Annotated in this window: 26 protein-coding genes; 9 read left to right on the top strand and 17 right to left on the bottom strand. The window is 71.5% G+C overall.

Going from position 1 to position 24,756, the window contains the following annotated elements:
- Nucleotides 1-175 precede the first annotated feature (175 nt).
- From AB0I51_RS32960 to AB0I51_RS32970, 3 genes are all read right to left on the bottom strand, one after another.
- A complete protein-coding gene (locus AB0I51_RS32960) occupies nucleotides 176-1,096 on the bottom strand; it encodes a hypothetical protein (RefSeq protein ID WP_362981508.1) in 921 nt (306 codons plus the stop codon).
- 85 nt (nucleotides 1,097-1,181) lie between these two features.
- Nucleotides 1,182-2,210 carry a glutamine synthetase gene (gene glnII, locus AB0I51_RS32965; protein WP_019075256.1) on the bottom strand — a complete coding sequence of 343 codons (1,029 nt, stop codon included), beginning with the start codon at nucleotides 2,208-2,210 and terminating at the stop codon, nucleotides 1,182-1,184.
- A 234-nt stretch (nucleotides 2,211-2,444) separates the two neighbouring features.
- Entirely contained in the window at nucleotides 2,445-2,870 is a 426-nt protein-coding gene (locus AB0I51_RS32970) for a MarR family transcriptional regulator (protein ID WP_362981571.1), read from the bottom strand.
- A gap of 104 nt (nucleotides 2,871-2,974) precedes the next feature.
- On the opposite strand from AB0I51_RS32970, the gene AB0I51_RS32975 reads away from it, so the two are divergent.
- Nucleotides 2,975-3,844 (top strand): alpha/beta hydrolase, encoded by an 870-nt coding sequence (locus tag AB0I51_RS32975; protein WP_362981510.1) that lies wholly within the window; start codon nucleotides 2,975-2,977, stop codon nucleotides 3,842-3,844.
- Nucleotides 3,845-3,847: 3 nt separating this feature from the next.
- Here AB0I51_RS32975 and AB0I51_RS32980 read toward each other — a convergent pair whose 3' ends face one another.
- Together AB0I51_RS32980 and AB0I51_RS32985 are read right to left on the bottom strand one after the other, a co-directional pair.
- Nucleotides 3,848-4,522: a hypothetical protein gene (locus AB0I51_RS32980; protein WP_362981512.1), complete on the bottom strand. Its 675-nt coding sequence runs from the start codon at nucleotides 4,520-4,522 to the stop codon at nucleotides 3,848-3,850.
- 131 nt (nucleotides 4,523-4,653) lie between these two features.
- Nucleotides 4,654-5,013 carry an arsenate reductase family protein gene (locus AB0I51_RS32985; RefSeq protein ID WP_362981514.1) on the bottom strand — a complete coding sequence of 120 codons (360 nt, stop codon included), beginning with the start codon at nucleotides 5,011-5,013 and terminating at the stop codon, nucleotides 4,654-4,656.
- Between the two features lie 164 nt (nucleotides 5,014-5,177).
- Between AB0I51_RS32985 and AB0I51_RS32990 the strand changes: the two genes are divergently transcribed.
- A complete protein-coding gene (locus AB0I51_RS32990) occupies nucleotides 5,178-5,492 on the top strand; it encodes a hypothetical protein (protein WP_362981516.1) in 315 nt (104 codons plus the stop codon).
- 59 nt (nucleotides 5,493-5,551) lie between these two features.
- Here AB0I51_RS32990 and AB0I51_RS32995 read toward each other — a convergent pair whose 3' ends face one another.
- Complete coding sequence (locus AB0I51_RS32995; protein WP_362981518.1) at nucleotides 5,552-6,736, bottom strand: winged helix DNA-binding domain-containing protein; 1,185 nt, start codon at nucleotides 6,734-6,736, stop codon at nucleotides 5,552-5,554.
- Between the two features lie 128 nt (nucleotides 6,737-6,864).
- Between AB0I51_RS32995 and AB0I51_RS33000 the strand changes: the two genes are divergently transcribed.
- Together AB0I51_RS33000 and AB0I51_RS33005 are read left to right on the top strand one after the other, a co-directional pair.
- Nucleotides 6,865-8,205: a DUF2252 domain-containing protein gene (locus tag AB0I51_RS33000; RefSeq protein ID WP_362981520.1), complete on the top strand. Its 1,341-nt coding sequence runs from the start codon at nucleotides 6,865-6,867 to the stop codon at nucleotides 8,203-8,205.
- Between the two features lie 227 nt (nucleotides 8,206-8,432).
- Nucleotides 8,433-8,732, top strand: a complete 300-nt coding sequence (locus tag AB0I51_RS33005; protein ID WP_362981522.1) for a hypothetical protein — start codon at nucleotides 8,433-8,435, stop codon at nucleotides 8,730-8,732.
- Nucleotides 8,733-8,748: 16 nt separating this feature from the next.
- Here the strand turns inward: AB0I51_RS33005 and AB0I51_RS33010 are convergent, their stop codons facing one another.
- The 5 genes from AB0I51_RS33010 to glnA form a co-directional block, all read right to left on the bottom strand.
- On the bottom strand, nucleotides 8,749-9,333 hold the full coding sequence (locus tag AB0I51_RS33010) for a hypothetical protein (protein WP_362981524.1): 585 nt from the start codon (nucleotides 9,331-9,333) through the stop codon (nucleotides 8,749-8,751).
- Between the two features lie 2 nt (nucleotides 9,334-9,335).
- The gene (gene htpX / locus AB0I51_RS33015) at nucleotides 9,336-10,259 is read right to left on the bottom strand and encodes a zinc metalloprotease HtpX (protein WP_362981526.1); all 924 of its coding nucleotides are present in this window, start codon (nucleotides 10,257-10,259) and stop codon (nucleotides 9,336-9,338) included.
- A gap of 123 nt (nucleotides 10,260-10,382) precedes the next feature.
- Nucleotides 10,383-11,570: a hypothetical protein gene (locus AB0I51_RS33020; protein ID WP_362981528.1), complete on the bottom strand. Its 1,188-nt coding sequence runs from the start codon at nucleotides 11,568-11,570 to the stop codon at nucleotides 10,383-10,385.
- Nucleotides 11,571-11,820: 250 nt separating this feature from the next.
- Complete coding sequence (locus tag AB0I51_RS33025; protein ID WP_362981530.1) at nucleotides 11,821-12,081, bottom strand: hypothetical protein; 261 nt, start codon at nucleotides 12,079-12,081, stop codon at nucleotides 11,821-11,823.
- Nucleotides 12,082-12,322: 241 nt separating this feature from the next.
- Nucleotides 12,323-13,732, bottom strand: coding sequence for a type I glutamate--ammonia ligase (gene glnA, locus AB0I51_RS33030; RefSeq protein ID WP_362981532.1), 1,410 nt, complete (start codon nucleotides 13,730-13,732; stop codon nucleotides 12,323-12,325).
- A 198-nt stretch (nucleotides 13,733-13,930) separates the two neighbouring features.
- Here glnA and AB0I51_RS33035 point away from each other — a divergent pair, with 198 nt between their 5' ends.
- The 3 genes from AB0I51_RS33035 to AB0I51_RS33045 all read left to right on the top strand — a co-directional run bounded on the left by AB0I51_RS33035 (nucleotide 13,931) and on the right by AB0I51_RS33045 (nucleotide 16,375).
- Nucleotides 13,931-14,398 (top strand): RDD family protein, encoded by a 468-nt coding sequence (locus AB0I51_RS33035; protein ID WP_362981534.1) that lies wholly within the window; start codon nucleotides 13,931-13,933, stop codon nucleotides 14,396-14,398.
- Nucleotides 14,399-14,560: 162 nt separating this feature from the next.
- Nucleotides 14,561-15,730, top strand: coding sequence for an acyl-CoA dehydrogenase family protein (locus tag AB0I51_RS33040; RefSeq protein WP_362981536.1), 1,170 nt, complete (start codon nucleotides 14,561-14,563; stop codon nucleotides 15,728-15,730).
- Nucleotides 15,731-15,874: 144 nt separating this feature from the next.
- On the top strand, nucleotides 15,875-16,375 hold the full coding sequence (locus AB0I51_RS33045) for a flavin reductase family protein (RefSeq protein ID WP_362981538.1): 501 nt from the start codon (nucleotides 15,875-15,877) through the stop codon (nucleotides 16,373-16,375).
- A gap of 16 nt (nucleotides 16,376-16,391) precedes the next feature.
- On the opposite strand, the gene AB0I51_RS33050 is transcribed toward AB0I51_RS33045, so the two are convergent.
- The 4 genes from AB0I51_RS33050 to lipB form a co-directional block, all read right to left on the bottom strand.
- On the bottom strand, nucleotides 16,392-17,096 hold the full coding sequence (locus AB0I51_RS33050) for a DUF4191 domain-containing protein (protein WP_362981539.1): 705 nt from the start codon (nucleotides 17,094-17,096) through the stop codon (nucleotides 16,392-16,394).
- A gap of 58 nt (nucleotides 17,097-17,154) precedes the next feature.
- Nucleotides 17,155-17,355: a hypothetical protein gene (locus AB0I51_RS33055; RefSeq protein WP_362981541.1), complete on the bottom strand. Its 201-nt coding sequence runs from the start codon at nucleotides 17,353-17,355 to the stop codon at nucleotides 17,155-17,157.
- A 241-nt stretch (nucleotides 17,356-17,596) separates the two neighbouring features.
- A complete protein-coding gene (gene lipA / locus AB0I51_RS33060) occupies nucleotides 17,597-18,562 on the bottom strand; it encodes a lipoyl synthase (protein ID WP_362981543.1) in 966 nt (321 codons plus the stop codon).
- Between the two features lie 105 nt (nucleotides 18,563-18,667).
- Complete coding sequence (gene lipB, locus AB0I51_RS33065) at nucleotides 18,668-19,465, bottom strand: lipoyl(octanoyl) transferase LipB (protein WP_362981545.1); 798 nt, start codon at nucleotides 19,463-19,465, stop codon at nucleotides 18,668-18,670.
- Between the two features lie 282 nt (nucleotides 19,466-19,747).
- On the opposite strand from lipB, the gene AB0I51_RS33070 reads away from it, so the two are divergent.
- Nucleotides 19,748-21,184 (top strand): regulator, encoded by a 1,437-nt coding sequence (locus AB0I51_RS33070; protein ID WP_362981547.1) that lies wholly within the window; start codon nucleotides 19,748-19,750, stop codon nucleotides 21,182-21,184.
- Nucleotides 21,185-21,260: 76 nt separating this feature from the next.
- Here the strand turns inward: AB0I51_RS33070 and AB0I51_RS33075 are convergent, their stop codons facing one another.
- Together AB0I51_RS33075 and AB0I51_RS33080 are read right to left on the bottom strand one after the other, a co-directional pair.
- A complete protein-coding gene (locus tag AB0I51_RS33075; RefSeq protein ID WP_362981549.1) occupies nucleotides 21,261-23,081 on the bottom strand; it encodes an FAD-dependent oxidoreductase in 1,821 nt (606 codons plus the stop codon).
- A 212-nt stretch (nucleotides 23,082-23,293) separates the two neighbouring features.
- Nucleotides 23,294-24,190 carry a TIGR01777 family oxidoreductase gene (locus AB0I51_RS33080; protein ID WP_362981551.1) on the bottom strand — a complete coding sequence of 299 codons (897 nt, stop codon included), beginning with the start codon at nucleotides 24,188-24,190 and terminating at the stop codon, nucleotides 23,294-23,296.
- A gap of 73 nt (nucleotides 24,191-24,263) precedes the next feature.
- On the opposite strand from AB0I51_RS33080, the gene AB0I51_RS33085 reads away from it, so the two are divergent.
- Nucleotides 24,264-24,752, top strand: coding sequence for a GNAT family N-acetyltransferase (locus tag AB0I51_RS33085; protein WP_362981553.1), 489 nt, complete (start codon nucleotides 24,264-24,266; stop codon nucleotides 24,750-24,752).
- The last annotated feature ends 4 nt before the right edge of the window (nucleotides 24,753-24,756 follow it).

A 24,756-nucleotide genomic window follows, 5' to 3' on the forward strand; every position in this document is an offset into this window, starting at 1 on the left:
CCGGTCGAAGTCATGGTGCTGACGGGAAGGCCAGAAGGGCTCCAGGTCACGGCGACCTGTCGCTCCGCACTTCTGGTAGTTGCCCATGGGCCCATTGAAGCAGACACACGCCCGCAACAGGACCCTCCTCTCACAGCTTGGACGCCCCCTTGGCGGGAAATCGACGTCCGGCTCCTCATCCCACCAGTCGTTTGTGCCAGGTCAGCGGCCTGACGTCGATGGCGTTGTCCGGATCGCCGTCCCAGTCGCCGGGCAGCCCGGCGGCCCGGAGCGCGGCCAGCACCTCGTGTCCGACGGCCGTGGTGGTCTCGGACGAGCCGTCGAACGCGCCGTAGTGCAGAGCGAGTCCGTGCCCCTCGACGGCGTGCTCGGTGACCTGCTGATGGAAGAAGACGAAACCACGCGCACCTTCCCGCTCCGCTCCTATCTCCGCGAGGCCGCAGCCCCGGCAGCAGGCGAAGTTCTCCCGGGCGGTGATGCCGCTCGTGTCCAGCGCCTCGAAGGCGCGGGTGAGCCGGTCCGGGTCGGTGACATCCTCCCAGACCGCCTGCTCGGCGACCCGCTCCACCCACAGCCGGTCCACCAGCCGCGCGGCCTGCGCCCGGGACACCGGCCGGTCGTCGCCCTTGACGAGGTAGTCCTCGGCGATCTCGGTCAGTGTCTTCCGGTCGTCGTAGCCGCAGCGCAGCCGCGTCCTGACCCGCTCCTCGACCTTCTCCCGTACCTCGTCCGGGAGTTCGGGCACCTCCTCGCGGGGCCCCAGGTCGACCGGCTCCCAGCCGACGCCCGCGTCCCAGCCGGGCGTCTGCCGTGCCCAGCCGGTCAGCAGCTCCGCCACGCGCACGGGATCCGTGAGATTCGTGCCGTAGAACTCGGCCTCGCTCAGGCGGTGTTCGAGCCGGTAGTCCCCGCCCTTCTCGTGCCACACCTGCGCGAACACGTCAGGGAGGTCGGGTATCCGCTGCACGATCAGGAAACGGTCGCGGGCGCCCCTGATCCGCGCCACCAGCTCCCGCAGCCGTACCGCCGAAGTCCGCGTGTACGTCTGTCTGTTCTCCGTCTCGACCTTGATGTCGAGAGCCCTCTCGCCGTCCATGGATCAAGACTGGCATGCGCCACTGACAACGCGAGGGGGCGCCCACCATGACAGTGGGCGCCCCCTCGCGCGAGAGCGGGGCGGATCAGACCTGGCCGGCCTTCTCCAGGGCGGAGCAGCACGTGTCGACGATCAGGCGCGTCACCACGTACGGGTCGACGTTGGCGTTCGGGCGGCGGTCCTCGATGTAGCCCTTGCCGTCCTTCTCGACCTGCCACGGGATACGGACCGAGGCACCGCGGTTGGAGACGCCGTAGGAGTACTCGTTCCACGGGGCGGTCTCGTGCAGGCCCGTCAGGCGGTCGTCGATGCCGGCGCCGTAGTTCTTGACGTGGTCGAGGGGCTTGGAGCCCTCGCCGAGGGACTCGCACGCGGTGATGATCGCGTCGTAGCCCTCGCGCATCGCCTTGGTGGAGAAGTTGGTGTGCGCGCCGGCGCCGTTCCAGTCGCCCTTGACCGGCTTGGGGTCGAGGGTCGCGGAGACGCCGAAGTCCTCGGCGGTGCGGTAGAGCAGCCAGCGGGCGATCCACAGGTGGTCGGAGACCTCCAGCGGGGAGACCGGGCCGACCTGGAACTCCCACTGGCCGGGCATGACCTCGGCGTTGATGCCGGAGATCGCGAGACCGGCCTTGAGGCAGTTCTCCAGGTGGGCCTCGACGATCTCGCGGCCGAAGATCTCGTCGGCGCCGACACCGCAGTAGTAGCCGCCCTGGGGGGCCGGGAAGCCGCCCTCGGGGAAGCCCAGCGGGCGGGAGCCGTCGAAGAAGGTGTACTCCTGCTCGATGCCGAAGATGGGCTCCTGCGAGCCGAACTTCGCGACGACCTCGGCGAGCGCGGCACGGGTGTTGGACTCGTGCGGGGTGAAGTCGATGTCGAGGACCTCGCACATGACGAGGATGTCGTCGCCGCCGCGGATCGGGTCCGGGAAGCTGGCGACCGGCTTGAGCACGCGGTCCGAGGAGTGCCCCTCGGCCTGGTTCGTGGACGACCCGTCGAAGCCCCAGATCGGGAGTTCGGCACCCTTGGCGTCGTCGGCCAGAATCTTCGTCTTGGAACGGAGCTTGGCCGTCGGCTGGGTGCCGTCGATCCAGATGTACTCAGCCTTGAAGGTCACGGGCCACATCCTTCGGGGTGGGTCATTCTTCGCACTTGCGGGTGCTGCGGCGCAGCGGCACTGGAGCGCCGCGATTCATGCCGGGCAGCCTGTCAACATGCGATTTCCCGATCATTGCTCAAGTGTGAACCCCGTGTTACCTGGTGATGCTGTGGCGCGATTCACCCCACCCTCGCCCGGCCGACTGTTCGCAGTCGCAGACGGGGGTGGTCCGGCGGCTCGTATGCGATGGGGTTAGCCCTCGGCGGCGGCCTCGCGGACCCCGGTCAGGAAGCCCCGGATCGCCGCCAGCTCCCGGTCGTCGTACCCCTGGAGCAGTGCTACGGCACTCCCGATGAGCGGACCGAAGAAGGACTGCCCGAGGTCGACCGCCCGCTGGTCCACTTCGACCACGACCTTGCGCCGGTCCCCCTCGCTCCGCGTCCGTCGAACATGCCCGGCCCGTTCCAGCCGGTCGACCAGGGCGGTGGTCCCCGCCGAGTTGAGCCCGAGGGTGGTACCGAGGCGCCCGGTCGTCATCTCCTCGCCGGACCGGGCGGCGTCCATGAGGGCGATCAGGGCGCGTACGTCCGTGGGGTGCATGCCGTTCTGGTTCGCGAACCGGGCGCTGTGCAGGCCGAGTTCGACCGCGACGGCCCGCAGGAGATGCACGATCTCCATCTCCGGCCCCGGCCCCGATCCCTGGTTCGGCACGCTCGCCTCCGGCTATCATCTCGCTCACCGAGTATCTCGTTCAGCGAGATAATAGGGGAGGGCGGCCGACCATGGGAACGCGCAGCACGTACGACCCCGACCGCTTCGGGGTCGCCTACGACACGGTCATGGCGAAGTGGCCCGAGGGGCGGGAGGCGACGGTCGTCCCGACGCCGTTCGGGGAGACGTACGTGAATGTGTGCGGGCCCGCCGACGGGCGACCGCTCGTACTGCTGCCGGGCGGCGGGGGAGCGACCTCGGCGTCCTGGTACGCGCAGGCCGGCGAACTCGCCCGGGCCGGTCACCGTGTCCACGCCGTCGACCTGATCGGCTTCTCCGGCCGCAGCGTCCCGGTGCCCGGCCGCCGCCCGCGCACGGTGGCCGACCTGATGACCTGGCTGGACGCGGTGTTCGACGGACTCGGCGTGACGCCGGCCGCCGACCTCGGCGGTCATTCCTACGGCGGCTGGATCGCCCTGCACTACGCCCTGCACGCGCCCGACCGGATACGTCGTCTGTTCCTCCTCGACCCGACCCAGTGCTTCGCCGGGTTCGAGACGGCGTATCTGCTGCACGCGCTGCCGATGCTGCTACGGCCCACTCCGCGCCGGGTCCGCGCGTTCCTGGAGTGGGAGACCGGGGGAGCGGCGCTGGACCCCGACTGGCTGCGCCTCCAGGAGGCGGGCGCGGGGTTCCCGTCAGCGAAACCGGTGACCGGTCCCCGCCCGGCGCCGGACGCGCTGCGCGGGCTCAACGCGTCGGTCCTGCTGCTTCTGGCCGGAAGCAGCAGGACCTATGACACGCACCTGGTGGCGACCCGGGCGGCGGGTCTGCTGCCGCACGTGGAGACCGACATCCTCGCGGACGTCTCGCACCACGCGCTGCCGCACGCCGCGCCTGAGCGACTGGGCCGTCACCTCACCGGTTTTCTCGGACCCTGAGCGTCACCCCACCTTCTGGATCAGAGCACGGCGGATGAGGAACTTGCCGGGCTCACGGACCTGTTCGAAAGCGGCGTTGTTCAGCAGGACACAGCTGCCGGAGACCGAAGTCACCTTCACCGTCGTGGACTTGTTGTTGTCCAGGTTGGTGACCTTCAGCGTCGTCCCCGCCGGGAACTGGTTGCTGGAGGCGGCAGGCGCACCGGCCTCGCCGGAGAGTGTGACGGTCGAGCCGTTGCACACCTGGCTGCCCGCGGCGGCACCGGTGCCGGTGTTGCCCGCCGGAGGGGTCGCCTTGGAGGTGGCCGTGGCCGCGGGTGCCGACTGCGCGGGCGCGGTCTGGGAGCCCTGAGCCGACTCCCCAACCGTGCAACCGGACGCCTTCTGCTGCACCTTGATCTGCGCGATGACCGCCTCGCGGTTGGCGATCCGCGCCGCCGACTGCGCGTCGGGATTGGCCTTCTGGCCGGCGATGAAACTCTGGTTGTTGCCGAGAGCGGTGGCGAGACCCTGGCAGACCGTCGAGTTCGGGGCGGACAGTGTCTTGGCGTTCTGCGTGTTCGTCTGCGAAGCGTTCGACGTGGTGGCCAGAGCGAAGGCCCCGCCTCCGGCGACCGCCGCTGCGGTGACCAGCAGCGCCAGCTTCTTCTTCGTGCTGGCAGTTCTCCTGCGCGACATGCGCGTCTCCTGTGGGGTAGGGGACCGTACGCCGCTATGTACGGGATGTCGAACGATGTAACTCACCCGACACAGAAGTCGCTGAAGTGACGTACGCCACAAGGAAGTTGTGACTCATTCGCCGCACCCGGCTACCGGGACAGCGCCTCCCGCACGGCCTCGTCACTGCGCGCGACCACCGCCGTACCGTCGTCCGCCGTGATGATCGGCCGCTGGATCAGCTTCGGATGCGCGGCGAGCGCCGACACCCACCGCTCCCGCGAACTCGCGTCCCGTGCCCACTCCTTGAGCCCCAGCTCCTTCGCCGCGGCCTCCTGGGTGCGGGTGATGTCCCACGGTTCGAGCCCGAGCCGCTCCAGTACGTCCCTGATCTCGGCCTCGCTCGGTACGTCCTCCAGATAGCGGCGGACGGTGTACTCGGCGCCCTCGGCATCGAGCAGGCTCACGGCGCTGCGGCACTTGGAACAGGCCGGGTTGATCCAGATCTCCATGGGGACCACGGTACGCGAAAACCCGTCCTCCACCTGCGTCACAGCGCCCTCAACAGCCGTTGTGGCCAGGGCGTTTGTCAGTGGCGGGCAGTAGAATAGAAGCAGTGTTCGAGGGTGTCGCCGGGGGGTCCGGACGGCGCCCTGACCGCGACAGGAGGATGTCCGTGCCCGCTGCCGCACTGAAGCCGAAGCCGCTGCCGACCCAGTCCACCGCGAAGCGTTCCGTCCAACTCGACCTGCCCTACGTGCCCGTGGCGAAGCGGCCGTTGCCGCCCGGACGCCCGCGGGATTGGTACGTCACGCACAACCGCCGCCTCAAGGCGATGCGGCTGGCCATCGCCCTGCTCGACTCGGGCGTGTACGTCCCGAACCAGGCCCGCAACGAGACGATCCGCACCACCGCCGAACTGATCGGCGTCCACGCGCCGTCGGACACGACGTGTCACATGGTGCGGGCGCTGATGCGCTACTCGCGCTGAGCCGTGTCGCCGGGTGCCCCGTGTTCTCGGGGCACCCGGTACCGCGGGAACGCGTGCCCCTACACCGACAACTCCTTCTCCACCGGCGTCCGGAACCGCGGTGTCACCCGTGTCGTCCCCACCCACCCCCGCAACCGCTCCGCCGCCTCCCCGATCGCGGCCTCCGCCTCCCGGCCGACGTCCGTGCGGTCGAGTACGCGCCACACGATCTCCCCGTCCGGCCGCTGGGCCCAACTGCCCACCACCCGCCCGTTCCACCACACCGTCGGGCCCACGTTGCCGCTGTAGTCGAACAGTGCGGGGCGCAACTCCGGTGCCAGGTACCAGTCCCGGTGCTGCCAGCCCATCGCCGTCGGATCGAGCGCGGGCAGCAGGGCCGCCCAGGGTTCGGCGGGGCCGGCCCGGGGGGCGAGGTCTCCGGCGGCGACGTACCCCGTGCCCTCGTCCAGGGAGACCGGCTCGGCGCCGATCGCCGCCAGCGCCCGGCGGACCTCCGTCACCCGCCACCCCGTCCACCACTTCAGGTCGGCCTCGGTGGCCGGACCGCAGGCCGTGAGCCAGCGTTGCAGCAGGGCCGACTGGGCCTCGGCGACGTCCAGTTCGGGATGCTCCGGCGCCACCGCCCAGCGCAGCTGGTTCGATGTCCAGCCGCCGAGCGGACGACCCCGTACGACCTTCCCCTCGACCCCCAGCACCCTCAGCAGCCGGGTCGAGAGGGTGTGGACACCCTCGTAGTTCTTTCCGGCCGCATACACCCACTGTTCCCTCAACCTCGGCTCGTCCTCGGCGAGTTCGGCCGCCGTCGCCTGCCCGCGCCGGGCCAGCGCGGCGAGCGCCGCGTCCTCGACCTCCTTCAGCCAGACCGCGTCCGGCGCCCCGGCCTTCGCCATGTCCTTGATCAGCGAGGCCCGTTCGCGTGCGGCGACGGCGAGTCCGGTCGAGGCGTGCACGACGGCGGTCAGATCGGTGGCGAACACGAACACCGTGTGCCGCATGCCGTGCATCCGGACGAGGGAGCGGTCCTCGTAGAGGGCGCGGGCGGTCTCCGCCACGGTGTCGGCAGGGTCGGCGAGGCGTGCTCCCACGGCCAGGTACACCGTCGCCGGGTCGGAGCCGTGCAGGGCGACGAGGGAGTCGGCGACGTCCTCGGGGGTCGCGGCGCGGGCGCTCACGGCGAGGCGGTGGCGCAGGGCGAGCCGCGCCCGCCGTTCGGCCACACCGACGTACCGTTCCTTGCCGCTCATCCTGGCCTCCAGCGCGATGGGTCCGCTTCTCGACCGACGGTAGACGGGGGGTGGGCAGACAGTCTGTCCGTTCACCTGATCGCCGTGCATGGAATGCGCCGCTCCGCCCAGCCGGTTTCACTGCGTATATGACCACCCCGGCCGACCGAGCGAACCGGGGCCGCGCCGCGCGCAAACGCGTTCCCCGTTCCGCGCACGCCGGCTGGATCCCCTCCGTGGACCGCCCGGACCCCGTCGCCGTGCTGGAACGCCAGGGCCGCGACCGTCTCCCGGAGCTCCTGCCGATCCGCTACGGCCGGATGGTCGCCTCCCCCTTCGCCTTCCTGCGCGGCTCGGCCGCCGTGATGGCCGCCGACCTCGCCTCCCAGCCGCACACCGGGCTCACCGTGCAGCTGTGCGGCGACGCGCACCTCCTCAACTTCGGCCTGTACGCGTCTCCGGAACGTGCCCTGCTCTTCGACCTCAACGACTTCGACGAGACGTTCCCGGGCCCCTTCGAGTGGGACGTCAAACGCCTTGCCGCCAGCGTCGCCGTCGCCGCCCGCGAGAACGGCCACGGCGACACCAGGGCCCACCGCGCCGCCCTGGAGACGACCGCCGCGTACCGTACGGTCCTCCGTGCCCTGGCCCGCAAGGGCGAACTCGCCGTCTGGTACGACCGGATCGACGCCGACAGCCTGCTGCCCCTGGTCCGCTCCGCCCGCGACCGGCGCCGGGCCGAGTCCAGCCTCACCCGCGCCCGCCGCCGCACCAGCCTGTACGCCGTCGGCAAGCTCACCGAGACCGTCGACGGCCGCCGCCGTATCGTCCACGACCCGCCCCTCCTGGAACCGGCCGGCGCCCCCGACATGGCGGCTCTGCGCAAGATCTTCAGCGACTACCGCTCCACCCTCTCCGAGGAGCGCCGCCTGCTGCTCGACCGCTACCGCTTCGTCGACGCCGCCCGCAAGGTGGTCGGCGTCGGCAGCGTCGGCACCCGCTGCTTCATCGTGCTGCTCGCCGGCCGCGACCACGGCGACCCGCTGTTCCTGCAGATCAAGGAGGCGCGGAGGTCCGTACTGGAGGAGCATCTGCCGAGCGGAGCGTACGTCCACCCCGGACACCGTGTCGTGGCCGGCCAGCGCCTGCTTCAGGCCGCGAGCGACATCTTCCTCGGCTGGATGACCGGACCCCAGGGCCGCGCCTTCTACTGGCGCCAACTGCGCGACATGAAGGGCTCCGCGGACGTCGCCGGCATGAGCCCGGCCGAACTCCTCGCCTACGGCCGCCTGTGCGGCACCGCCCTGGCCCGCGCCCACGCCCGCTCCGGCGACCGCGTCGCCATCGCCGCGTACCTGGGCGGCACCGCCACCTTCGAACACGCGGTGGCCGACTTCGCCTCGGCCTACGCCACCCAGACCGCCGCCGACCACGCGAGCCTGAGCGCGGCGGCGGCGGCCGGCGTGGTGACGGCGGCACCGGGGATCTGACCGGGCCGACTCCGGGCCGCGCGAAAAGGAGATGCACGCCGAGTGATCGCGCCCCTACGCTGGACACACGTTGCGGAGCTGCTCACCACCGCTTTCGGCAGGACAGGCACCACCCCGCGGACTCGGGGCTACTCTCTACGCACCGACGGCCGGACGCCTTCCCCAGCGCCCCGTCGCGCCCACAACAGATCACCGCTAGTACACACCCACGCCCACGGAGGCCCGTCATGGGCACCATCGTCATATCCGGGACAGTCGTCCTGGTCGTCTTCGGCTTCGGCAACCACGTCTGGTGGCTGGCCGCGGTCGCCGTCCTCTTCCTGTACCTGCAGTACGGCAGGGACTCCTCGTCCTCTTCCTCGGCGGCGTCCTCGTCGGCCTCGGGCTCCTCCTCGGGAGGCGGAGCCACACCGTCGAGCTACCGCGCGTACCGCGACCGCCGGGACAAGCAGGCCAAGTGGGAGCGCCGCTACCAGCGCGAGCGCCCCCTGGAGTCCCGTCGGCAGGCACGCGAGAAGAGCAACTGAGACACGGGGACGCCTCTCACAACCCGGGGGCGCCCCACACCGGGAACCACCGGCTCAGATCCTGCTCGATCCGAAGGTCGTTGCCGAGCATCGACTTGACCTGCAGTTCCAGTGAGCTGTCGCGCCGCTGCCCGTCGCCGGCCAGCGGCGCGAACGGGAAGAACGTCCCGCGTTTGTAGAGATAGACGAGCGCGAGCCGCCGCCCGCCGTCGTCCTCGAACCCGGCCAGCGAGCACAGCAGTTGGGGCCCGAAGCCGTTGACCTCCATCGCGCTGTTGACCGCGTGCAGATCGTTGACGAGAGCAGACAGCTGGTCGGGCGACCTGCGCGAGACCAGCCACGAGTAGCCGTAGGAGTCCTGGGTCAGCTCCACCGGCGGACCCGTGCGCTCCGCGTCCGCGTCCAGCAGGGCCTGGACCTCCCGGTGCGTCTGCTCGAACGCCCCGCCCTCCACCGTCGCGAAGCACACCGCACCGCGCCCGGTCGCCCTGAACCCGGCCGCCGCCTCCAGCGTCACCGCCGCCGAGGGCAGCGCGAACAGCTGGTCGAGATCGGGGGCGACCGGTTTCGTACGGCCGAGCAGGATGTCCAGCAGCCCCATCCTCAGCCCGCCTTGTCGATGCCGGGCACCGCCGCCTCACCCAACTCGGCGGAGATCCGCCCCAGTTGGTCGAGCCGCTGCTCCAGGCTCGGGTGCGTCGAGAAGTACTTGGTGAAGCCGGGCTCCGTGCCGGTGGCCGGGCTGAAGTAGAAGGCGTTGAAGGCCTGCGCGGTCCGCAGGTCCTTGGTCGGGATCCGGGCGATGTCGCCGTCGACCTTGGTGAGCGCGGAGGCCAGCGCCGAGGGCCGCCCGGTGAGCAGCGCCGCCGCCCGGTCCGCCGCCAGCTCCCGGTACCGGGACAGCGCCCTGATCAGCAGGAAGCTGATCGCGTACACGGCCGCCGAGATCCCCATGATCCCCGCGAAGACGGCCAGCGTGTTCTGGTCCTTGCGCCCCCGGAAGATCTGCGAGTAGAACGCGAACCGGACCATGAGCCCGGCGAGCACACCGAGGAACGAGGCCACCGTGATCACGGCCACGTCCTTGTGCGCCACGTGCGACAGCTCGTGCGCGAGCACACCCTCCAGCTCGGCCGGCTCCAGCCGCCGCAGCAGACCGGTGGTCACGCAGACGACGGCGTTGTCGGCGTTGCGCCCGGTGGCGAACGCGTTCGGCATGTCGATGTCGGAGACGGCGACCACGGGCTTGGGCATGTCGGCCACGGCACACAGCCGGTCGATCACACCGTGCAGATCGGGATACTCCTCCCGCTCCACGATCCGCCCCTTCATCGCGTACAGCGCGATCCGGTCGGAGAACCAGTACTGCGCGACGAGCAGCCCGCCGGCCAGCACCACGACCAGCACCCAGGACTTCAGCAACACGATCAGCGCGGCCACGAACGCCACGTACAACAGTCCGAGCAGGAACAGCGTCAGACCCATACGCATGGTCAACCGCCGGTCGCTCCGGAAGCGGCTCTGCATCTGCCATCACCCCGCAGTCAGGCACTCGTCCCTACCGCCCAGTGTGCACCCGCGCCTTCCCATGAAGCGGTCCCGAACGGCCCTAGGCGGAGCAAAAGGTCCCTGTGAATCCGGGTCCGGTTCTCACCCCCGCTTTACGGCGTGCTCGGCCCACCCGCGCAGTCTCACGTCCGGATCGTCCAACAACGCCTCGGCCGTCCGCCGTCGTACGCCCCCGTCCCGCGCGTCGAGCAGCCGGAACGCGGCGGCCCGCACCGGCCGCGGCCACCCTGCCCCCAGCCTTTCCGTCAGCCACTCCTCGGGCACCAGCTCCGCGGACGGCAGCGGCGCTGCGGTCACCTCGCGCACGACCCTGGCCACCGGATCGTCCAGCAGCGGCCACAACCGCCGTACGTCCGCCACGTCCAGCACCCGCAGTCCGGCCACGGCCCGTGCCCGCACCGCGCCCGCCGGATGGCCGACGAGCGTCCACAGCAGCTCGGCATCCGCCCGCCCACCGCACTCCGCCAGCCCGATCAGGGCCCCGGGCACCGGCTCCGGCGCCGCGCACCACGCCCGGTACAACGGCAGCGGATCGACCCCGTCCTGCCGTACGACATACCGCGCACAGGCCCGTACGACCGGGGTCCGGTCGGCCAGGAACTCCATCGCGAGGTCGGTCCGGCCGGCCGGCCGCAGCACGGTGACACCGGCGGAACGGACGCGCGGGCTGCGCGCCCCGAGCAGCGGTTCGAAGACCTCGTCGTACGCCCCGCCCTTCGCCACGGCGGCCAGTGCGGCGTCCGCGCAGAAGGTCTGTACGACGGTGTCGGTGTCCCGGGCTGCGGCGCGGGCGAGTTCGACGGGGGAGAGGAGACCGTCCTCGACGGCGAGACGGCAGGCGTAGCGGCGTACGGCGCGGTCGGCGCTGGAGCAGAGCGCGACGATCCGGTCGCGGGGGGCCCGGCGCAGGGTCTCGTCGAGCAGGCCCACGGCGAAGTCGGCCCGGTTGCGGCGGCCGACGAGCAGGATCATCGGCGCGAGCGAGCCGGCGGTCAGGGCGTCGAGGCCCTCGGCCAGCCGCTGCCGGGCCCGGTCACGCACCGGTGGGGCCCACTCGGCGCAGCGCAGCACGACCAGGGGCAGCAGCACGGGGTGCCAGGCTGCCCGGTCCAGCGCCGCCTGCCGGATCCGGCCGTCCCGGTGACACAGGGCGAGCGCGAGCTGGGGCTCGGTGAGCGGGCCGGAGCCGCGCAGGATCTCGGAGAACTCGCGGCCGCCGGCCGTCAGCTCCCACGGCACGACATCCGGCGGACAGAAGAACTCGTCCACGCGCGCCCCCGCGTCCAGCCCGAGCTACGCGCGCGGATCACGGACGTCGAGCACGTCCCGTACCGATTCCCCCTGCGCGAGCCGCACCGCGGTGGTCACTCCACGTCTGATGTCCGCACGCATATCTAAGCGGACCTGGTGAAGTCGACTGCGGTTCGGCAGCGCCCCAAAGGGGCGCGGGGAACTGCGCGACCAGCCACGACGGCGCTGCGGCCGAAAACCGACCTCTAACGCACATCCAGCGAAGCGCTTAGTACGGCGCCCGGAAGTTGACCCACCCCAGCAGCACGACGACCGCGGCGACGCTCCCCAGCACGATCGCCGTCGACATCCAGGACGACCGCCGGGGCCCCACCCCCTCCGGCTCCCCCCGGAACGGCACCGGTCCCGGCGGATTGTCCTTCCACCGGGCAGCCAGCATCCGGGCCCGCGCGGACGGCTCCTTGTGCTCTGCACCGTCGGCCCACTTGATGTCGAACTCGGGCTCTTCGTGGTCGTGTTGCTGCCCCATCCCCGTTTCCCCCTCCTGGACGACCGTTTCAGTGAAGATGGTCCCCCGACCGGGGGCTGCCTGGAAAGCCAGTTGTCTGCTGCCCGGCGTCGTCCGCTCGGCCCGAGGGTTCCCGATGTGCCGTCGCCGCAGCTCAAGGGCGACCACGCGCGTCCCCGAGCCCTCCGCCGAGTGGCGCCACAACGCGGCCGGGGCCGCCACCCTCGCGGATGGCGGCCCCAGAAGCTATCGACGGCGTCGATCACACGTCGAAGTAGAGCTCGAACTCGTGCGGGTGCGGACGCAGCTGCAGCGGCGCGATCTCGTTCGTGCGCTTGTAGTCGATCCACGTCTCGATCAGGTCGGACGTGAAGACGTCGCCCGCGAGGAGGAACTCGTGGTCGGCCTCAAGGCGGTCGAGGACGGCCGGGAGGGAGGTCGGGACCTGGGCGACGCCCGCGTGCTCCTCGGGGGCCAGTTCGTAGAGGTCCTTGTCGATCGGCTCGGCCGGCTCGATCTTGTTCTTGATGCCGTCCAGGCCCGCCAGGAGGAGGGCGGAGAAGGCGAGGTACGGGTTGCCGGAGGAGTCGGGCGCGCGGAACTCGACGCGCTTGGCCTTCGGGTTGGAGCCCGTGATCGGGATGCGCATCGCGGCGGAGCGGTTGCGCTGCGAGTAGACCAGGTTGACCGGGGCCTCGAAGCCGGGGACCAGGCGGTGGTACGAGTTCACCGTCGGGTTGGTGAAGGCGAGCAGCGACGGGGCGTGCTTGAGGATGCCGCCGATGTAGTAGCGGGCGGTGTCCGACAGACCCGCGTAGCCGGCCTCGTCGTAGAAGAGGGGCTGGCCGCCGGTCCACAGGGACTGGTGGACGTGCATGCCCGAGCCGTTGTCGCCGAAGATCGGCTTCGGCATGAAGGTCGCGGTCTTGCCGTTGCGCCAGGCCACGTTCTTCACGATGTACTTGAAGAGCTGGAGGTCGTCGGCCGCGGCGAGCAGCGTGTTGAACTTGTAGTTGATCTCGGCCTGGCCGGCGGTGCCCACCTCGTGGTGCTGGCGCTCGACCTGGAGGCCGGACGCGGCCAGCTCCAGGGAGATCTCCGCACGCAGGTCGGCGAAGTGGTCGACCGGCGGGGTCGGGAAGTAGCCGCCCTTGTAGCGGACCTTGTAACCGCGGTTGTCCTCGATCGCGCCGGTGTTCCAGGCGCCCGCCTCGGAGTCGATGTGGTAGAAGGACTCGTTCGACTTGGTCTCGAAGCGCACGCTGTCGAAGACGTAGAACTCGGCCTCGGGACCGAAGTACGCGGTGTCGGCGATGCCGGTGGAGGCGAGGTACGCCTCGGCCTTCTTCGCCACGTTGCGCGGGTCACGGGAGTACTGCTCGCCCGTGATCGGGTCGTGGATGAAGAAGTTGATGTTGACCGTCTTGTCGCGGCGGAAGGGGTCCACGCGCGCGGTCGACAGGTCGGCGCGGAGCGCCATGTCGGACTCGTGGATGGCCTGGAAGCCGCGGATCGAGGAGCCGTCGAAGGCGAGTTCCTCATCCGGGTCGAAGGCCGTCGCCGGCAGCGTGAAGTGCTGCATCACACCCGGCAGATCGCAGAATCGGACGTCGACGAACTTGACGTCCTCGTCCGCGATGAACTTCTTGGCCTCGTCGGCGTTCTGGAACATCCAGCTCCTCCTACTCCCGACCGTCCGTGCCGGGGTGGTAGTTCGTTCGTGCGGCCAGTGCGGTGGCACACGCTGGACCCGACCTTAGGGACGGGGCATTTCTCAGGCGTGACCCATTTGTTTCGCCCAAGTTAACCGGTCTTGAGCCGCCTGGCCCCTCCTGTCCGCATGGCAGAACGGGGGCAGTACCGTGGACGGGTGGACAACAGGGATGCAATCGGCTCATGGCTCTCCGGGCCCCGGGAAGCCGCGGAGCGGGCAGGTGTCGACTTCGGCTACCGCGGTGAGCAGCTGGGTCTGCCCGAGCACGGCCCCGGCTCGATCGCCCGCCCCGGCCGCCGCCTCGGCGCCCTCGCCGTCGACTGGGCGCTGTGCCTGTTGATCGCATACGGCCTGCTCACCCACGGCTACAACCAGGCGACCGGTAACTGGGCCCTGCTCATCCTCTTCGTCCTGAGCACCCTCACGGTCGGCACCATCGGCTTCACCCCGGGCAAGCGCCTCCTCGGCCTCCGCGTCTACGCCCTCGACACCGGCCGCCCCAGCCCCCTGCGCGCCCTGCTCCGCTCCGCCCTGCTGTGCATCGCGATCCCGCCCCTGATCTGGGACCGCGACGGCCGCGGACTCCACGACCGGCTGGCGCGCACGGTGGAAGTGCGGATCTAGCGGCAGCACTCGTACGGCCAAAGGGGGCGCCCCGGAAGGGTCCGGGCCGCCCCCTTTGGCGTGCCGGGCGGGTGACCGTCGGCCGGTCACGGCCCGGGGTCCGCTCCGTGACCGACTGTGACCGGGACACTGTCGCCGTTCCCGACGGAAGTGGTGGGCAGGATGGCAGCAGGCGACAAGTCGACGGTCGTGGCCAGGGCGCCGATGGTCGCGGAGATCGCGGCCCGGTACGCGGAGGAGGCGGAGAGTGCCCGGCGCCTCTCGCCGCAGGTGGTCGAGGCGGTGCGGGACGCGGGCTTCGCGCGGCACTTCGTACCGCAGGCCCACGGCGGCGAAGCCGGTGGTTTCACCGACGTGACCTCCGCGGTCGGCCTGGTGGGGGAGGGCTGCACCTCGGCCGCCTGGGCCGCCTCGCTGGCCGCCTACGCCGGGCGGTACGGGGCGTTTCTGCCCGAGGAGGGGCAGGCCGACATCTGGGCGGACGGACCCGACGTCCTGCTCGCCGGCGCGCTCATGCCGTCCGGCAAGGCGGAACCGGTGGCCGGTGGCTGGCGGCTCAGCGGTGAGTGGAAGTACATCAGCGGGGTGCACTTCGCCGACTGGGCGCTCGCCTGCGCGGCCGTGCCCACCGAGGGCCCGGTGGACCCGGACGCACGTCCCGAGGTGCGGTTCTTCGCCGTCCCACGGGCCGACTTCGCCATCGAGGACAGCTGGTTCACCGTGGGGATGCGCGGCACCGGCAGCGACACCCTGCTCCTGACCGACGCCTTCGTGCCCGAGCACCGGACGCTGGCCCGGTCGGCGGTCCATGCCGGACGGGCGCCCGCGTCGGACGCGCGCTGCCACATCGTGCCGATGTACGCCGTGAACGCGCTTCCGTTCGCCGCCCCGCTGGTCGGCGCGGCCCGGGGCGCGCTGCGGGCCTGGATCGCGCGGACCGGGGCGCGCGTCGACCGCCGGGGACAGGCCGTCGGCGAGAAGCCCTCGACGCAGGTCGCCCTGGCCCGCTCGGCCGCCGAGGTGGACGCCGCCGAACTCCTGATCCGGCGTACGGCGGCGGTCGCCGACGGCACGGAGCACGTACCGGACGGCGAGGCGGCGGTCCGCGGCGCCCGGGACCTCGCCCTGGCGGTGGAGCTGCTGGTCTCGGCGGTCGACCGGGTCTTCCGCGCCGGCGGCACCTCCGGACAGTCCTCGTCCGACCCCGTGCAGCGCTTCTGGCGGGACGTGAACAGCGCCGCCTCGCATGTCGCGCTCTCCTTCGAGACGACCGGCGCGTCCTACGGCGCCTGGGCACTGGGCGGCGGGGAAGCGGCGGGGGCTGTGCACTGAGCTCGTCCGGGTTGCCAGTCCCGGGCGGCCACCGCATAGTCGATCTGGACCCGGGTGACGATCTCGGTCACCGTCGGTGAGCTGTAGCCGGGGCCGCTGAACCCGCGGCGGCCTCCGCAGACGCCCAACAGGTGGTGCACCGTCATGGCCGACCGTCAGGAAGTACTGGAAACCGTCGTGGCACCCGAGGACTTCCGGGCCGCGATGGCCCGCTTCCCCTCGGGCGTGGTGGTCGTCACCACCCGCTGCGGGGACGGTACGCCCCGCGGATTCACCGCCAGCTCCTTCTGCTCGGTCTCGCTGGAACCGCCGATGGTGCTGGTGTGCCTGGCCAACTCGGCGGACTCGGCACCGTCGTTCGAGCACTGCGACCGCTTCGCCGTGAGCGTGCTGGCCCCGGCCCACCGCCCGCTCGCGGTGCGCTTCGCCACGAAGGGCACCGACAAGTTCGCGTCCGAGGGCCTCGGCCTCAGCCCGGCCGGACTGCCGACGGTCGAACGCGCCCTGTCCGAACTGGACTGCGCCGCACACGCGCGACACCCGGCCGGGGACCATACGGTCCTGATCGGCCGGGTGACGGGTGTGCGACTGGGGGAGGGGGCCCCGATGGTGTATTACGACCGGGCGTTCAGGACGTTGGCCTGAAGCCTCGGCCCGAGGCTCAGCGGGCCTTCCCGCCGCCCTTCGGCAGCTTCATGCCCTTCGGCATCGGGCCCTTGGGGAGCGGCATGTTGCTCATCAGGTCGCCCATCGCGCGGAGGCGGTCGTTGGTCGCCGTCACCTGCGGGCCGGTCAGGACGCGCGGCAGCTTCAGCATCGTCGTGCGGACCTTCTTCAGCGGGATCTGGCCCTCGCCCGTGCCGACCATCACATCGTGCACCGGGACGTCCGCGACGATGCGGTTCATCTTCTTCTTCTCGGCGGCCAGCAGGGACTTCACCCGGTTCGGGTTGCCCTCGGCGACCAGCACGATGCCGGCCTTGCCGACCGCGCGGTGCACCACGTCCTGGCTGCGGTTCATCGCCACCGCCGGAGTCGTCGTCCAGCCCCGGCCGATGTTGTCCAGTACCGCGGCGGCGGCGCCCGGCTGACCCTCCATCTGCCCGAAGGCGGCGCGCTCGGCGCGTCGTCCGAAGACGATCGCCGTCGCGAGGAAGGCGAGCAGCAGGCCGAGAATGCCCAGATAGATGGGGTGACCGAGCAAGAAGCCGATCGCGAGGAAGACACCGAAGGTGACAATTCCGACAGCCGCGAGTACAAGACCGATCGTCTTGTCGGCCTTGCGCGTCATCTTGTACGTCAGAGCGATCTGCTTGAGTCGCCCGGGGTTCGCAGCGTTGTCCGCTGTCGTGTCCTTCCTCGCCATGCCACGAGTCTACGTGGCTCCCGGAGCGCCGACGACGGCGGTGCCCGGGCGAGGGGATTCAGGAGTGGGAGGTGAGGGACTGTTCCAGGACGAGCTGTGTCTCGACGCGGTCCTTGGCGCGGCGGCGGTCCTCCAGGACGGAGGTCCACGCGTTGCGGCGGGCGGTGCGCTGGCCGCTGCTCATCAGCAGCGACTCGACGGCGCGCAGGGCGTCGGTGACGGACGGGATGGCGGTGGCGCGGACGGGTGCGGCCTGCATGGTGGAGGTCCCCCCTCGGAACGGCTCTGGGTATGAGGCTACGTGCTGTAAGTCGAGTGTCACTGTTTGGTGTTACCAGGGCGTGACCGACCGGTCAAACGCCAGTGAAGCCTTGATGCGGAGGGCCGAAACGCTGACGCGGCCCTGATGAACGCCCTCAACTGGGAGGACGGTCAGGACCGCGACGGCGACGGTATTACTGGCGAGTAGTCACTTGTGCGCGAATTCACACGGCCTTGCTTCAAACCGCCTGCGAGGCCGCGTACGCGCCGCGCTTCTCGATCGCCATCTGGTAGAGGCGGCCGGCGCGGTACGAAGAACGCACCAGCGGGCCGGACATGACGCCGGAGAAGCCGATCTGCTCGGCCTCCTCCTTGAGTTCGACGAACTCGTGCGGCTTCACCCAGCGCTCCACCGGGTGGTGACGCACCGAAGGCCGCAGATACTGCGTGATCGTGACCAACTCGCAGCCCGCCTCGTGCAGTTGGCGCAGCGCCTCGCTGACCTCCTCGCGGGTCTCGCCCATGCCGAGAATCAGGTTCGACTTGGTGACCAGGCCGTAGTCGCGGGCCTCGGTGATGACCTTGAGGGAGCGGTCGTAGCGGAAGCCGGGGCGGATGCGCTTGAAGATGCGCGGGACCGTCTCGACGTTGTGCGCGAAGACCTCGGGGCGGGAGGAGAAGACCTCGGCCAGCTGCTCGGGGACCGCGTTGAAGTCGGGGGCGAGCAGTTCGACCTTCGTACGGCCGCCTTCGCGGGACTCCGTCTGCTGGTGGATCTGACGGACCGTCTCGGCGTACAGCCAGGCGCCGCCGTCCTCCAGGTCGTCGCGGGCGACGCCGGTGATCGTGGCGTAGTTGAGGTCCATCGTGACCACGGACTCGCCCACCCGGCGCGGCTCGTCGCGGTCGAGGGCCTCGGGCTTGCCGGTGTCGATCTGGCAGAAGTCGCAGCGCCGGGTGCACTGGTCACCACCGATGAGGAAGGTCGCCTCGCGGTCCTCCCAGCACTCGTAGATGTTCGGGCAGCCGGCTTCCTGGCAGACCGTGTGCAGGCCCTCGCTCTTCACGAGGGCTTGCATCTTCGTGTACTCGGGACCCATTTTCGCCCGGGTCTTGATCCACTCGGGCTTGCGCTCGATGGGGGTCTGGGCGTTCCGGACCTCCAGGCGCAGCATCTTGCGTCCGTCGGGTGCGACTGCGGACACATCGGCTCCCTGTAGCTTCGATTCTTCGGCGTACACCAGGGTACGCCCGTGATTTCAGGCCCCCGCCCTGAGGCCAACCGCAGAGCGGAAAGTCACATTCCCGGGTCAGGCGGTCGCCTTCTCGATCTCCCGCGGCTTCAGGTCCGCGTGCTCCAGTACGTCCTTCAGGTGACGCTCGACCACGGGCAGGACCTCGTCGATGGTCACGTCCCGGCCCAGTTCGGCCGCGAGCGAGGCCACGCCCGCGTCGCGGATGCCGCACGGGATGATGCGGTCGAACCAGCGGTTGTCCGGGTTCACGTTCAGCGCGAAGCCGTGCATCGTGACGCCCTTGGCCACCCGGATGCCGATCGCGGCGATCTTGCGGTCCTCGCGGCGCTGGCCGGCGTTCGACGGCGCGTACTCCGGGCCGTTCATCCGGGGGTCGAACTCCTCGTCCTGCAGACGGGGGTCGAAGTCCAGGGACAGCCCGCCGATCGACGGCCGCTGCTCCACCGGATCGCCCAGCACCCACACCCCGCTGCGGCCCTCCACCCGGCTGGTCTCCACGCCGAACTCCGCGCACACGCGGATCAGCGCCTCCTCCAGGCGCCGTACGTGCGCGACGACGTCCACCGGGCGGGGCAGCTTCTGGATCGGGTAGCCGACGAGCTGGCCCGGGCCGTGCCAGGTGATCTTGCCGCCGCGGTCGACGTCGATGACCGGGGTGCCGTCGAGCGGGCGCTCGTTGTCCTGCGTGCGGCGGCCAGCCGTATAGACCGGCGGGTGTTCGAGGAGCAGCACGGTGTCCGGGACCGCGTCCTCGAAGCGGGCCGCGTGCACCCGGCGCTGCTCGTCCCACGCCTCCTGGTATTCGACGGCGTCGGCGCCGAACCCCATCCGGACGAACCGCAACTCACCCACGGCAAGCGCCTCCCTCACAGCACCCACGAGTCGTAAGGCACGAAACATGCCTACGCCACTGTACGACCGACCGCTGACACCCCACCGGGCGGCCGGGACCGTCAGCCCTACGACCAATCCTCACACGATCGGATGAATGCACGTCGGAATGTGCGACGAGCCGCTTACGCTCCGCTACATTCGCGCCGTTCACGAGGCCAAAAGGGCTGCTCACAGGCAATCCGGGCAGCAGGGGTCGCATCGGCCTCTGTGAGGCCCGAAAGGCAGGAGACCGCACCGCAGATGACGGAACGACCCGCGCAGCGCACTCCCAACCGTCAGCTCGCCGCGCTCATCGCAGAAGCGGGGTTCTCCAACGCAGGTCTCGCCCGTCGCGTGGACCAGCTCGGTCTTGAGCACGGACTGGACCTGAGATACGACAAGACGTCCGTCACCCGATGGCTGCGCGGCCAGCAGCCCAGGGGCACCACCCCCGCCCTCATCGCCGAGGTCTTCACCCGCCGGCTCGGGCGCCGGCTCACCGCGCAGGACCTCGGCCTCGACGCCTGCGCGCCGGTGTACGCCGGGCTCGAATTCGCCGCGACCCCCGAGGAGGCCGTCGACATCGTCAGCGGGCTGTGGCGCAAGGACTCCGGCAGCCACGCCGAGCTGCGCAAGATCGCCTTCACCCCGGCCGGTCTTGTCGTGCCCAGCCGGGACTGGCTGATCGGCCGGGCCGACGACCGGGTCGGCCGCGCCGAACCCGCGAACCGGGTGCCCCCGCAGGGCCGCCCCGTCGTGCCCCGGCAGCGCGGGGCGGCCGAACGCGGCCCCGGCCAGAAGGTCACCGGCGGCGACATCTCCGCGCTCCGCTCGGTCGGCGAACTCTTCCGCACCCTCGACAACGCCTACGGCGGCGGCCACGCCCGGCAGGCCCTCGTGCGCTACCTGGAGCACGAGACCGAGCCGATGCTGCGCGGCACCTACGGCGAACAGACCGGCCGGCGCCTGTTCGCGGCGGCGGCCGACCTCACCCGGCTCGCCGGCTGGACGTCGTACGACATCGCCGCGCACGGGCTCGCGCAGCGGTACTTCGTGCAGGCGCTGCGGCTCTCGCAGGCGGCCGGGGACCGGGCCTACGGCTCGTATGTGCTCATGACCATGAGCAGGCAGGCCGTCTATCTCGGGCACGGGCGCGAGGCCGTGCAGCTGGCGCGGGTGGCGCAGCAGGGGGTCGGGACCAGCGCGCCCCCCGTCGTGCAGGCGCTGCTTCACTCCGTGGAGGCGCGGGCGCACGGGGTGCTCGGCGAGGTCCGGGCGTGCACCTCCGCGCTCGTGCGGGCCGAGCGTGCCCTCGAAGCGGCGCGGGCCGGGGACGAAGTGCCGTACTGGGCGCGGTTCTTCGACGAGGCACAGCTCGCCGACGAGTTCGGGCACGCGCACCGGGACCTTCAGCAGTTCCGCGCCGCCGCTCAGCACGCGGAGCGCTCCCTGCAGCTGCGGGCGCCCGCGTACGCCCGCAGCCGGCTGTTCTGCCGGGTCGTGCTCGCCTCCGCGCGGCTCGGGCTCGGCGAGCTCGATCAGGCCTGTGCGCTGGGGGCGGAGGCGGCGGGGCAGGCGGCGGAGATGCGGTCGGTGCGGGCGATCGAGTACGTGCGGGACTTCGAGCGGAGGCTTGAGCCGTACAAGGACGCGGCGCCGGTGCGGGGGTATCGCGACAAGGTCGCCGCGTTCGGGTGAGGCGGGCTGCGGCCGGTGGGACTGCGCGACGCCGTCGTGGCCGGTCGCGCAGTTCCCCGCGCCCCTTCAGGGCCCTTCAGGCGGCCTGTGATGTTCGGATCGGGTCCGCGCTGTGCATCGAGCCTGTCGCGCTCATGTCCCTCAGGATCGCCTTCGCTGCCCGGTGGCCCGAGTGCAACGCCCCCTGCACCGTGCTCGTGTCCCGGTGGTCGCCGCAGACGTACAGACCGGCCAACAGCCGTACGGGACGCCGTAGATCGTGCGGTGGGCGCATGACCGGGACGGCCGTGGCCGTGTGGTGGACGGCGAGGGTCTCCCAGCGGGTGGTCGAGGTGCCGTAGAGGCGCGAGAGATGCCTGCGTACGGCGGTCTCGACGTCCGGTGGGGGAGGGCCCAGGACCGTCGAGGAGACGAGGGCGCGGCCGGCGGGTGCGCGGCTCGGGTCGACCTCGCTGACGATCGCGGTGTGCGCGACCGGGCCGCCGCGGTCGGAGTCCACGAGCAGGGCGGCTCCCGTGGCGGGCGGTTCGTCGGTCGTGTGGTGCACCACGGTCACCTGGTGGAAGTCCGGTACGCGCAGGCCGGGCAGGAGTTCGGCCGCCGCGCGCGCGTCAGTCGCGACGAGCACGGCCCGGCAGCGGATCTCGCCGTGTTCGGCGGTGGTCACCGAGGTCGTCGACACGGCGGTGACGCGCACGCCGGTGTGCACGGTGCCCGGCGGCAGCGCCGCGGCGAGCACCTCGGGCAGCATCTCCGCGCCGCCCTCCGGCAGGCACAGCCGCCCGCCCGCGAAGGCGCGCAGCGCGAGGTCGGCGCACCGGCTGGAGGTGGTCAGCTCCGGGTCGTACAGCAGCGCGGCGAGCAGCGGGCGCAGAAACCCTTCGATGGTCCGCGCGGGCACCCCGCGCGCCGCGAGGGCCTGCCCGGCGGGCAACTCCGGGCGGGACAGGAGCCGTTCGACCGGCGTTCCGGCGAGGCGGGTGAGCGCGGCCCCGAGCCGGGCCTGGTCGACCGGTCCGCCGAGCGGTGCGCCGGACCGGGACCTGGGCACGGCGGCGGCTCCTCGGGCGTCCACGGGCCGGTCCTTGAGCACGGGCCCGCCCCACGAGGAGTCCCTGCGGTCGCCGATGGCCGGTCCGCCCCGGGAGGCACCTGCCCTGGCCCCGAGCGCACCCCGAGTGGCGCCGGTCGGCCCGCCCGGAGACGCGGTCCGGTCCTTGGGTGTGTGGGCGCCCGCGGAGGTTCCCGCGCCCTCTCCGGGCGCGGACCCGCCGCCGGAGGTTCCCGTGCGGGTCGGGTGCGGCGCCGCGTCTTCGCAGGCTGCCGCCCGGTCAGTGCGTGTCGCCCCGTCGGCGGGAACGCCCTCAGGTGCCGCCGCGGCCCTGGCGACGCCTCCGCGTCCCCTCGGCGTCGGGCCGCCCCAGGGGGAGCCCGCTCGTCCCTTCGTCGCCGGAGCGCCCCAGAGGGAGGCCCTTCGGGGGGCGCTGCCCCACAGCGACCCCGTCCGCACCCGCGGTATCGCCCCCACCCTGGGGGCGCTCGCCAGGGCGCGTACCGCGTGGAGTGCGCCCCATGCGCTCCCTCCGGGCGCCGGGGTGCCCGCGCGGTGGTGGCGGCCGTCGCTGTGGAGGAGGACGCCCGGGGCGAAGGGGCGCAGCACCAGGGCGTCGAGGCCCGGGGTCAGGCGGAGTTCGGGGTACGAGGTGGACAGCAACTGTCCGATCCGGTCGAGCCGGAACCCGTCGATCTTCTCGGTCGACATACGGCCGCCCACGTAAGGGGCGGCCTCCAGGACTGCGGTCGTTACTCCTGCGCTGATCAGCCGATGCGCCGCGGCGAGTCCGGCGACCCCGGCTCCCACGACGACGACGTCCGCCTGGTACGCGTGCTCAAGCACGTGCCCCTCCTCAGGGTTGCGCGGCCGGTGGAAGCGTCATGCCCCCAACAGCCTCCAGGGATACCCGAGTTCGGGTCGAGGTTAGGGCCGTGATCGGTCGGGGGAAGTCGCGCATACGCAGGGCACGGTCGCACGGCGGTCGCATACGGTCGCCGTGCGTCACCGTGCGCCGTCGGTCGGGTCCCGGACGGGTCCTCACGGGTTCCGGTCGGTCACAGCGCCGCCCGGATCGCCCCCTCGATGTCGGGGAACGTGAAGGTGAATCCCGACTCCAACAGCCGCTTCGGCAGCACCCGTTGACTCCCCAGCACATCCCCCGACATCTCGCCGAGCACCAGCTTCAGCGCGGGCGCCGGCACCGTGAAGAGGGACGGGCGGCGCAGCACGCGGCTCATCGCCGCCGTGATCTCACGGTTCGTCAGCGGGTTCGGGGCGGTGAGGTTGAACGGTCCCGACAGGCCCTCGGTGTCGATGAGATGGCGGATCGCCGCGACCTCGTCGTGCAGCGCGACGAACGACCAGTACTGCCGCCCGTCGCCGAACCGCCCGCCGACACCCGCCTTGAAGAGCGGGAACAGCTTGGCCCACGCCCCGCCGTCCTTCGCCACGACCAGACCGGTCCGCGCGAACACCGTCCGCACGCCCGCCTCCTGAACGGGCGCCGTCGCCTCCTCCCACTCCACGCACAGCTCGGGCAGGAAGCCGTCCCCGGGAGGCGCGTCCTCGTCCACGGCACGGTCGCCGGTCTCGCCGTAGAAGCCGATCGCGCTGCCGTTCACCCACACCCGCGGCGGCCGGTCCAGCGCTGCCACCGCCTCCGCGAGCGCCGCCGTGCCGAGCACGCGGCTGTCGCGGACCGTCTTCTTGTAGGCGTCAGTCCAGCGGTGGTCGCCGACGCCGGCACCGGCCAGGTTGACCACGGCGTCGCAGCCGTCGAGCGCCGCCGCGTCGACGTACTCACCCTCGGGGTCCCAGCACACCTCGTCGGCGCCCCGGGCGGCCCGCCGCACCAGGCGCACCACTTCGTGACCGTCCGCGGTCAGGGACCGCACCAGTGCGCTGCCGATCAGACCGGAGGCGCCGGTCACCGCGATTCGCGAGCGTTCCATGGCGCCCATCCTGCCTCGTAGATCCATAAAAGCCCCATGAGGACGGCACCGACCCCGCCGTAGTCTGGCTCATATGCCCGAGCCGTACATACGTACCGCCCTGCCCGACGACGACGAGGAACTCGGCGCACTGGACCGCGCGACCTGGTCGCACCTGCACGCGGTCATGCCGCGCCCGCAGCCGCCGTACGGCCCCTTCTTCGACGAGCGGCACGCGCCCGGGGACCATCTGGTCGCCGAACTCGACCGTCGGATCGTCGGCTACATCCGGCTCGCCTTCGCCACCCCGCTCGCCTGCAACACGCACGTCCGGCAGATCCAGGGGCTCGCCGTCGCCGGGGACGCGCGCGGACACGGGGTCGGCCGGGCGCTGGTGCGGGCCGCCGTCGAGGAGGCCCGGCGGCGCGGCGCCCGGCGGCTCACCCTGCGCGTGCTCGGACACAACGCCCCGGCGCGGAAGCTCTACGCGGCCGAGGGGTTCGCGGTCGAGGGCGTGCTGCCGCAGGAGTTCCTGCTCGACGGGGAGTACGTCGACGACGTGCTGATGGGCCGCTCCCTGTGACCGG

Source organism: Streptomyces sp. NPDC050549 (genome assembly GCF_040655035.1).
Taxonomy (GTDB): domain Bacteria; phylum Actinomycetota; class Actinomycetes; order Streptomycetales; family Streptomycetaceae; genus Streptomyces.

Excerpts from the sequence above, each read along its gene's own strand:
- AB0I51_RS33045 (WP_362981538.1), top strand. The coding sequence starts at position 15,875 with ATGGCCGACCGTCAGGAAGTACTGGAAACCGTCGTGGCACCCGAGGAC.
- AB0I51_RS33055 (WP_362981541.1), bottom strand. The coding sequence starts at position 17,355 with ATGCAGGCCGCACCCGTCCGCGCCACCGCCATCCCGTCCGTCACCGAC.
- htpX (WP_362981526.1), bottom strand. The coding sequence starts at position 10,259 with ATGCAGAGCCGCTTCCGGAGCGACCGGCGGTTGACCATGCGTATGGGT.
- AB0I51_RS33080 (WP_362981551.1), bottom strand. The coding sequence starts at position 24,190 with ATGGAACGCTCGCGAATCGCGGTGACCGGCGCCTCCGGTCTGATCGGC.
- AB0I51_RS33010 (WP_362981524.1), bottom strand. The coding sequence starts at position 9,333 with ATGGGGCTGCTGGACATCCTGCTCGGCCGTACGAAACCGGTCGCCCCC.
- AB0I51_RS32970 (WP_362981571.1), bottom strand. The coding sequence starts at position 2,870 with ATGGAGATCGTGCATCTCCTGCGGGCCGTCGCGGTCGAACTCGGCCTG.
- AB0I51_RS32980 (WP_362981512.1), bottom strand. The coding sequence starts at position 4,522 with ATGTCGCGCAGGAGAACTGCCAGCACGAAGAAGAAGCTGGCGCTGCTG.
- AB0I51_RS33000 (WP_362981520.1), top strand. The coding sequence starts at position 6,865 with ATGACCACCCCGGCCGACCGAGCGAACCGGGGCCGCGCCGCGCGCAAA.
- AB0I51_RS33025 (WP_362981530.1), bottom strand. The coding sequence starts at position 12,081 with ATGGGGCAGCAACACGACCACGAAGAGCCCGAGTTCGACATCAAGTGG.
- AB0I51_RS33005 (WP_362981522.1), top strand. The coding sequence starts at position 8,433 with ATGGGCACCATCGTCATATCCGGGACAGTCGTCCTGGTCGTCTTCGGC.
- AB0I51_RS32985 (WP_362981514.1), bottom strand. The coding sequence starts at position 5,013 with ATGGAGATCTGGATCAACCCGGCCTGTTCCAAGTGCCGCAGCGCCGTG.
- AB0I51_RS33085 (WP_362981553.1), top strand. The coding sequence starts at position 24,264 with ATGCCCGAGCCGTACATACGTACCGCCCTGCCCGACGACGACGAGGAA.
- AB0I51_RS32960 (WP_362981508.1), bottom strand. The coding sequence starts at position 1,096 with ATGGACGGCGAGAGGGCTCTCGACATCAAGGTCGAGACGGAGAACAGA.
- AB0I51_RS33040 (WP_362981536.1), top strand. The coding sequence starts at position 14,561 with ATGGCAGCAGGCGACAAGTCGACGGTCGTGGCCAGGGCGCCGATGGTC.
- AB0I51_RS33070 (WP_362981547.1), top strand. The coding sequence starts at position 19,748 with ATGACGGAACGACCCGCGCAGCGCACTCCCAACCGTCAGCTCGCCGCG.
- AB0I51_RS32975 (WP_362981510.1), top strand. The coding sequence starts at position 2,975 with ATGGGAACGCGCAGCACGTACGACCCCGACCGCTTCGGGGTCGCCTAC.
- AB0I51_RS33050 (WP_362981539.1), bottom strand. The coding sequence starts at position 17,096 with ATGGCGAGGAAGGACACGACAGCGGACAACGCTGCGAACCCCGGGCGA.
- glnA (WP_362981532.1), bottom strand. The coding sequence starts at position 13,732 with ATGTTCCAGAACGCCGACGAGGCCAAGAAGTTCATCGCGGACGAGGAC.
- AB0I51_RS32995 (WP_362981518.1), bottom strand. The coding sequence starts at position 6,736 with ATGAGCGGCAAGGAACGGTACGTCGGTGTGGCCGAACGGCGGGCGCGG.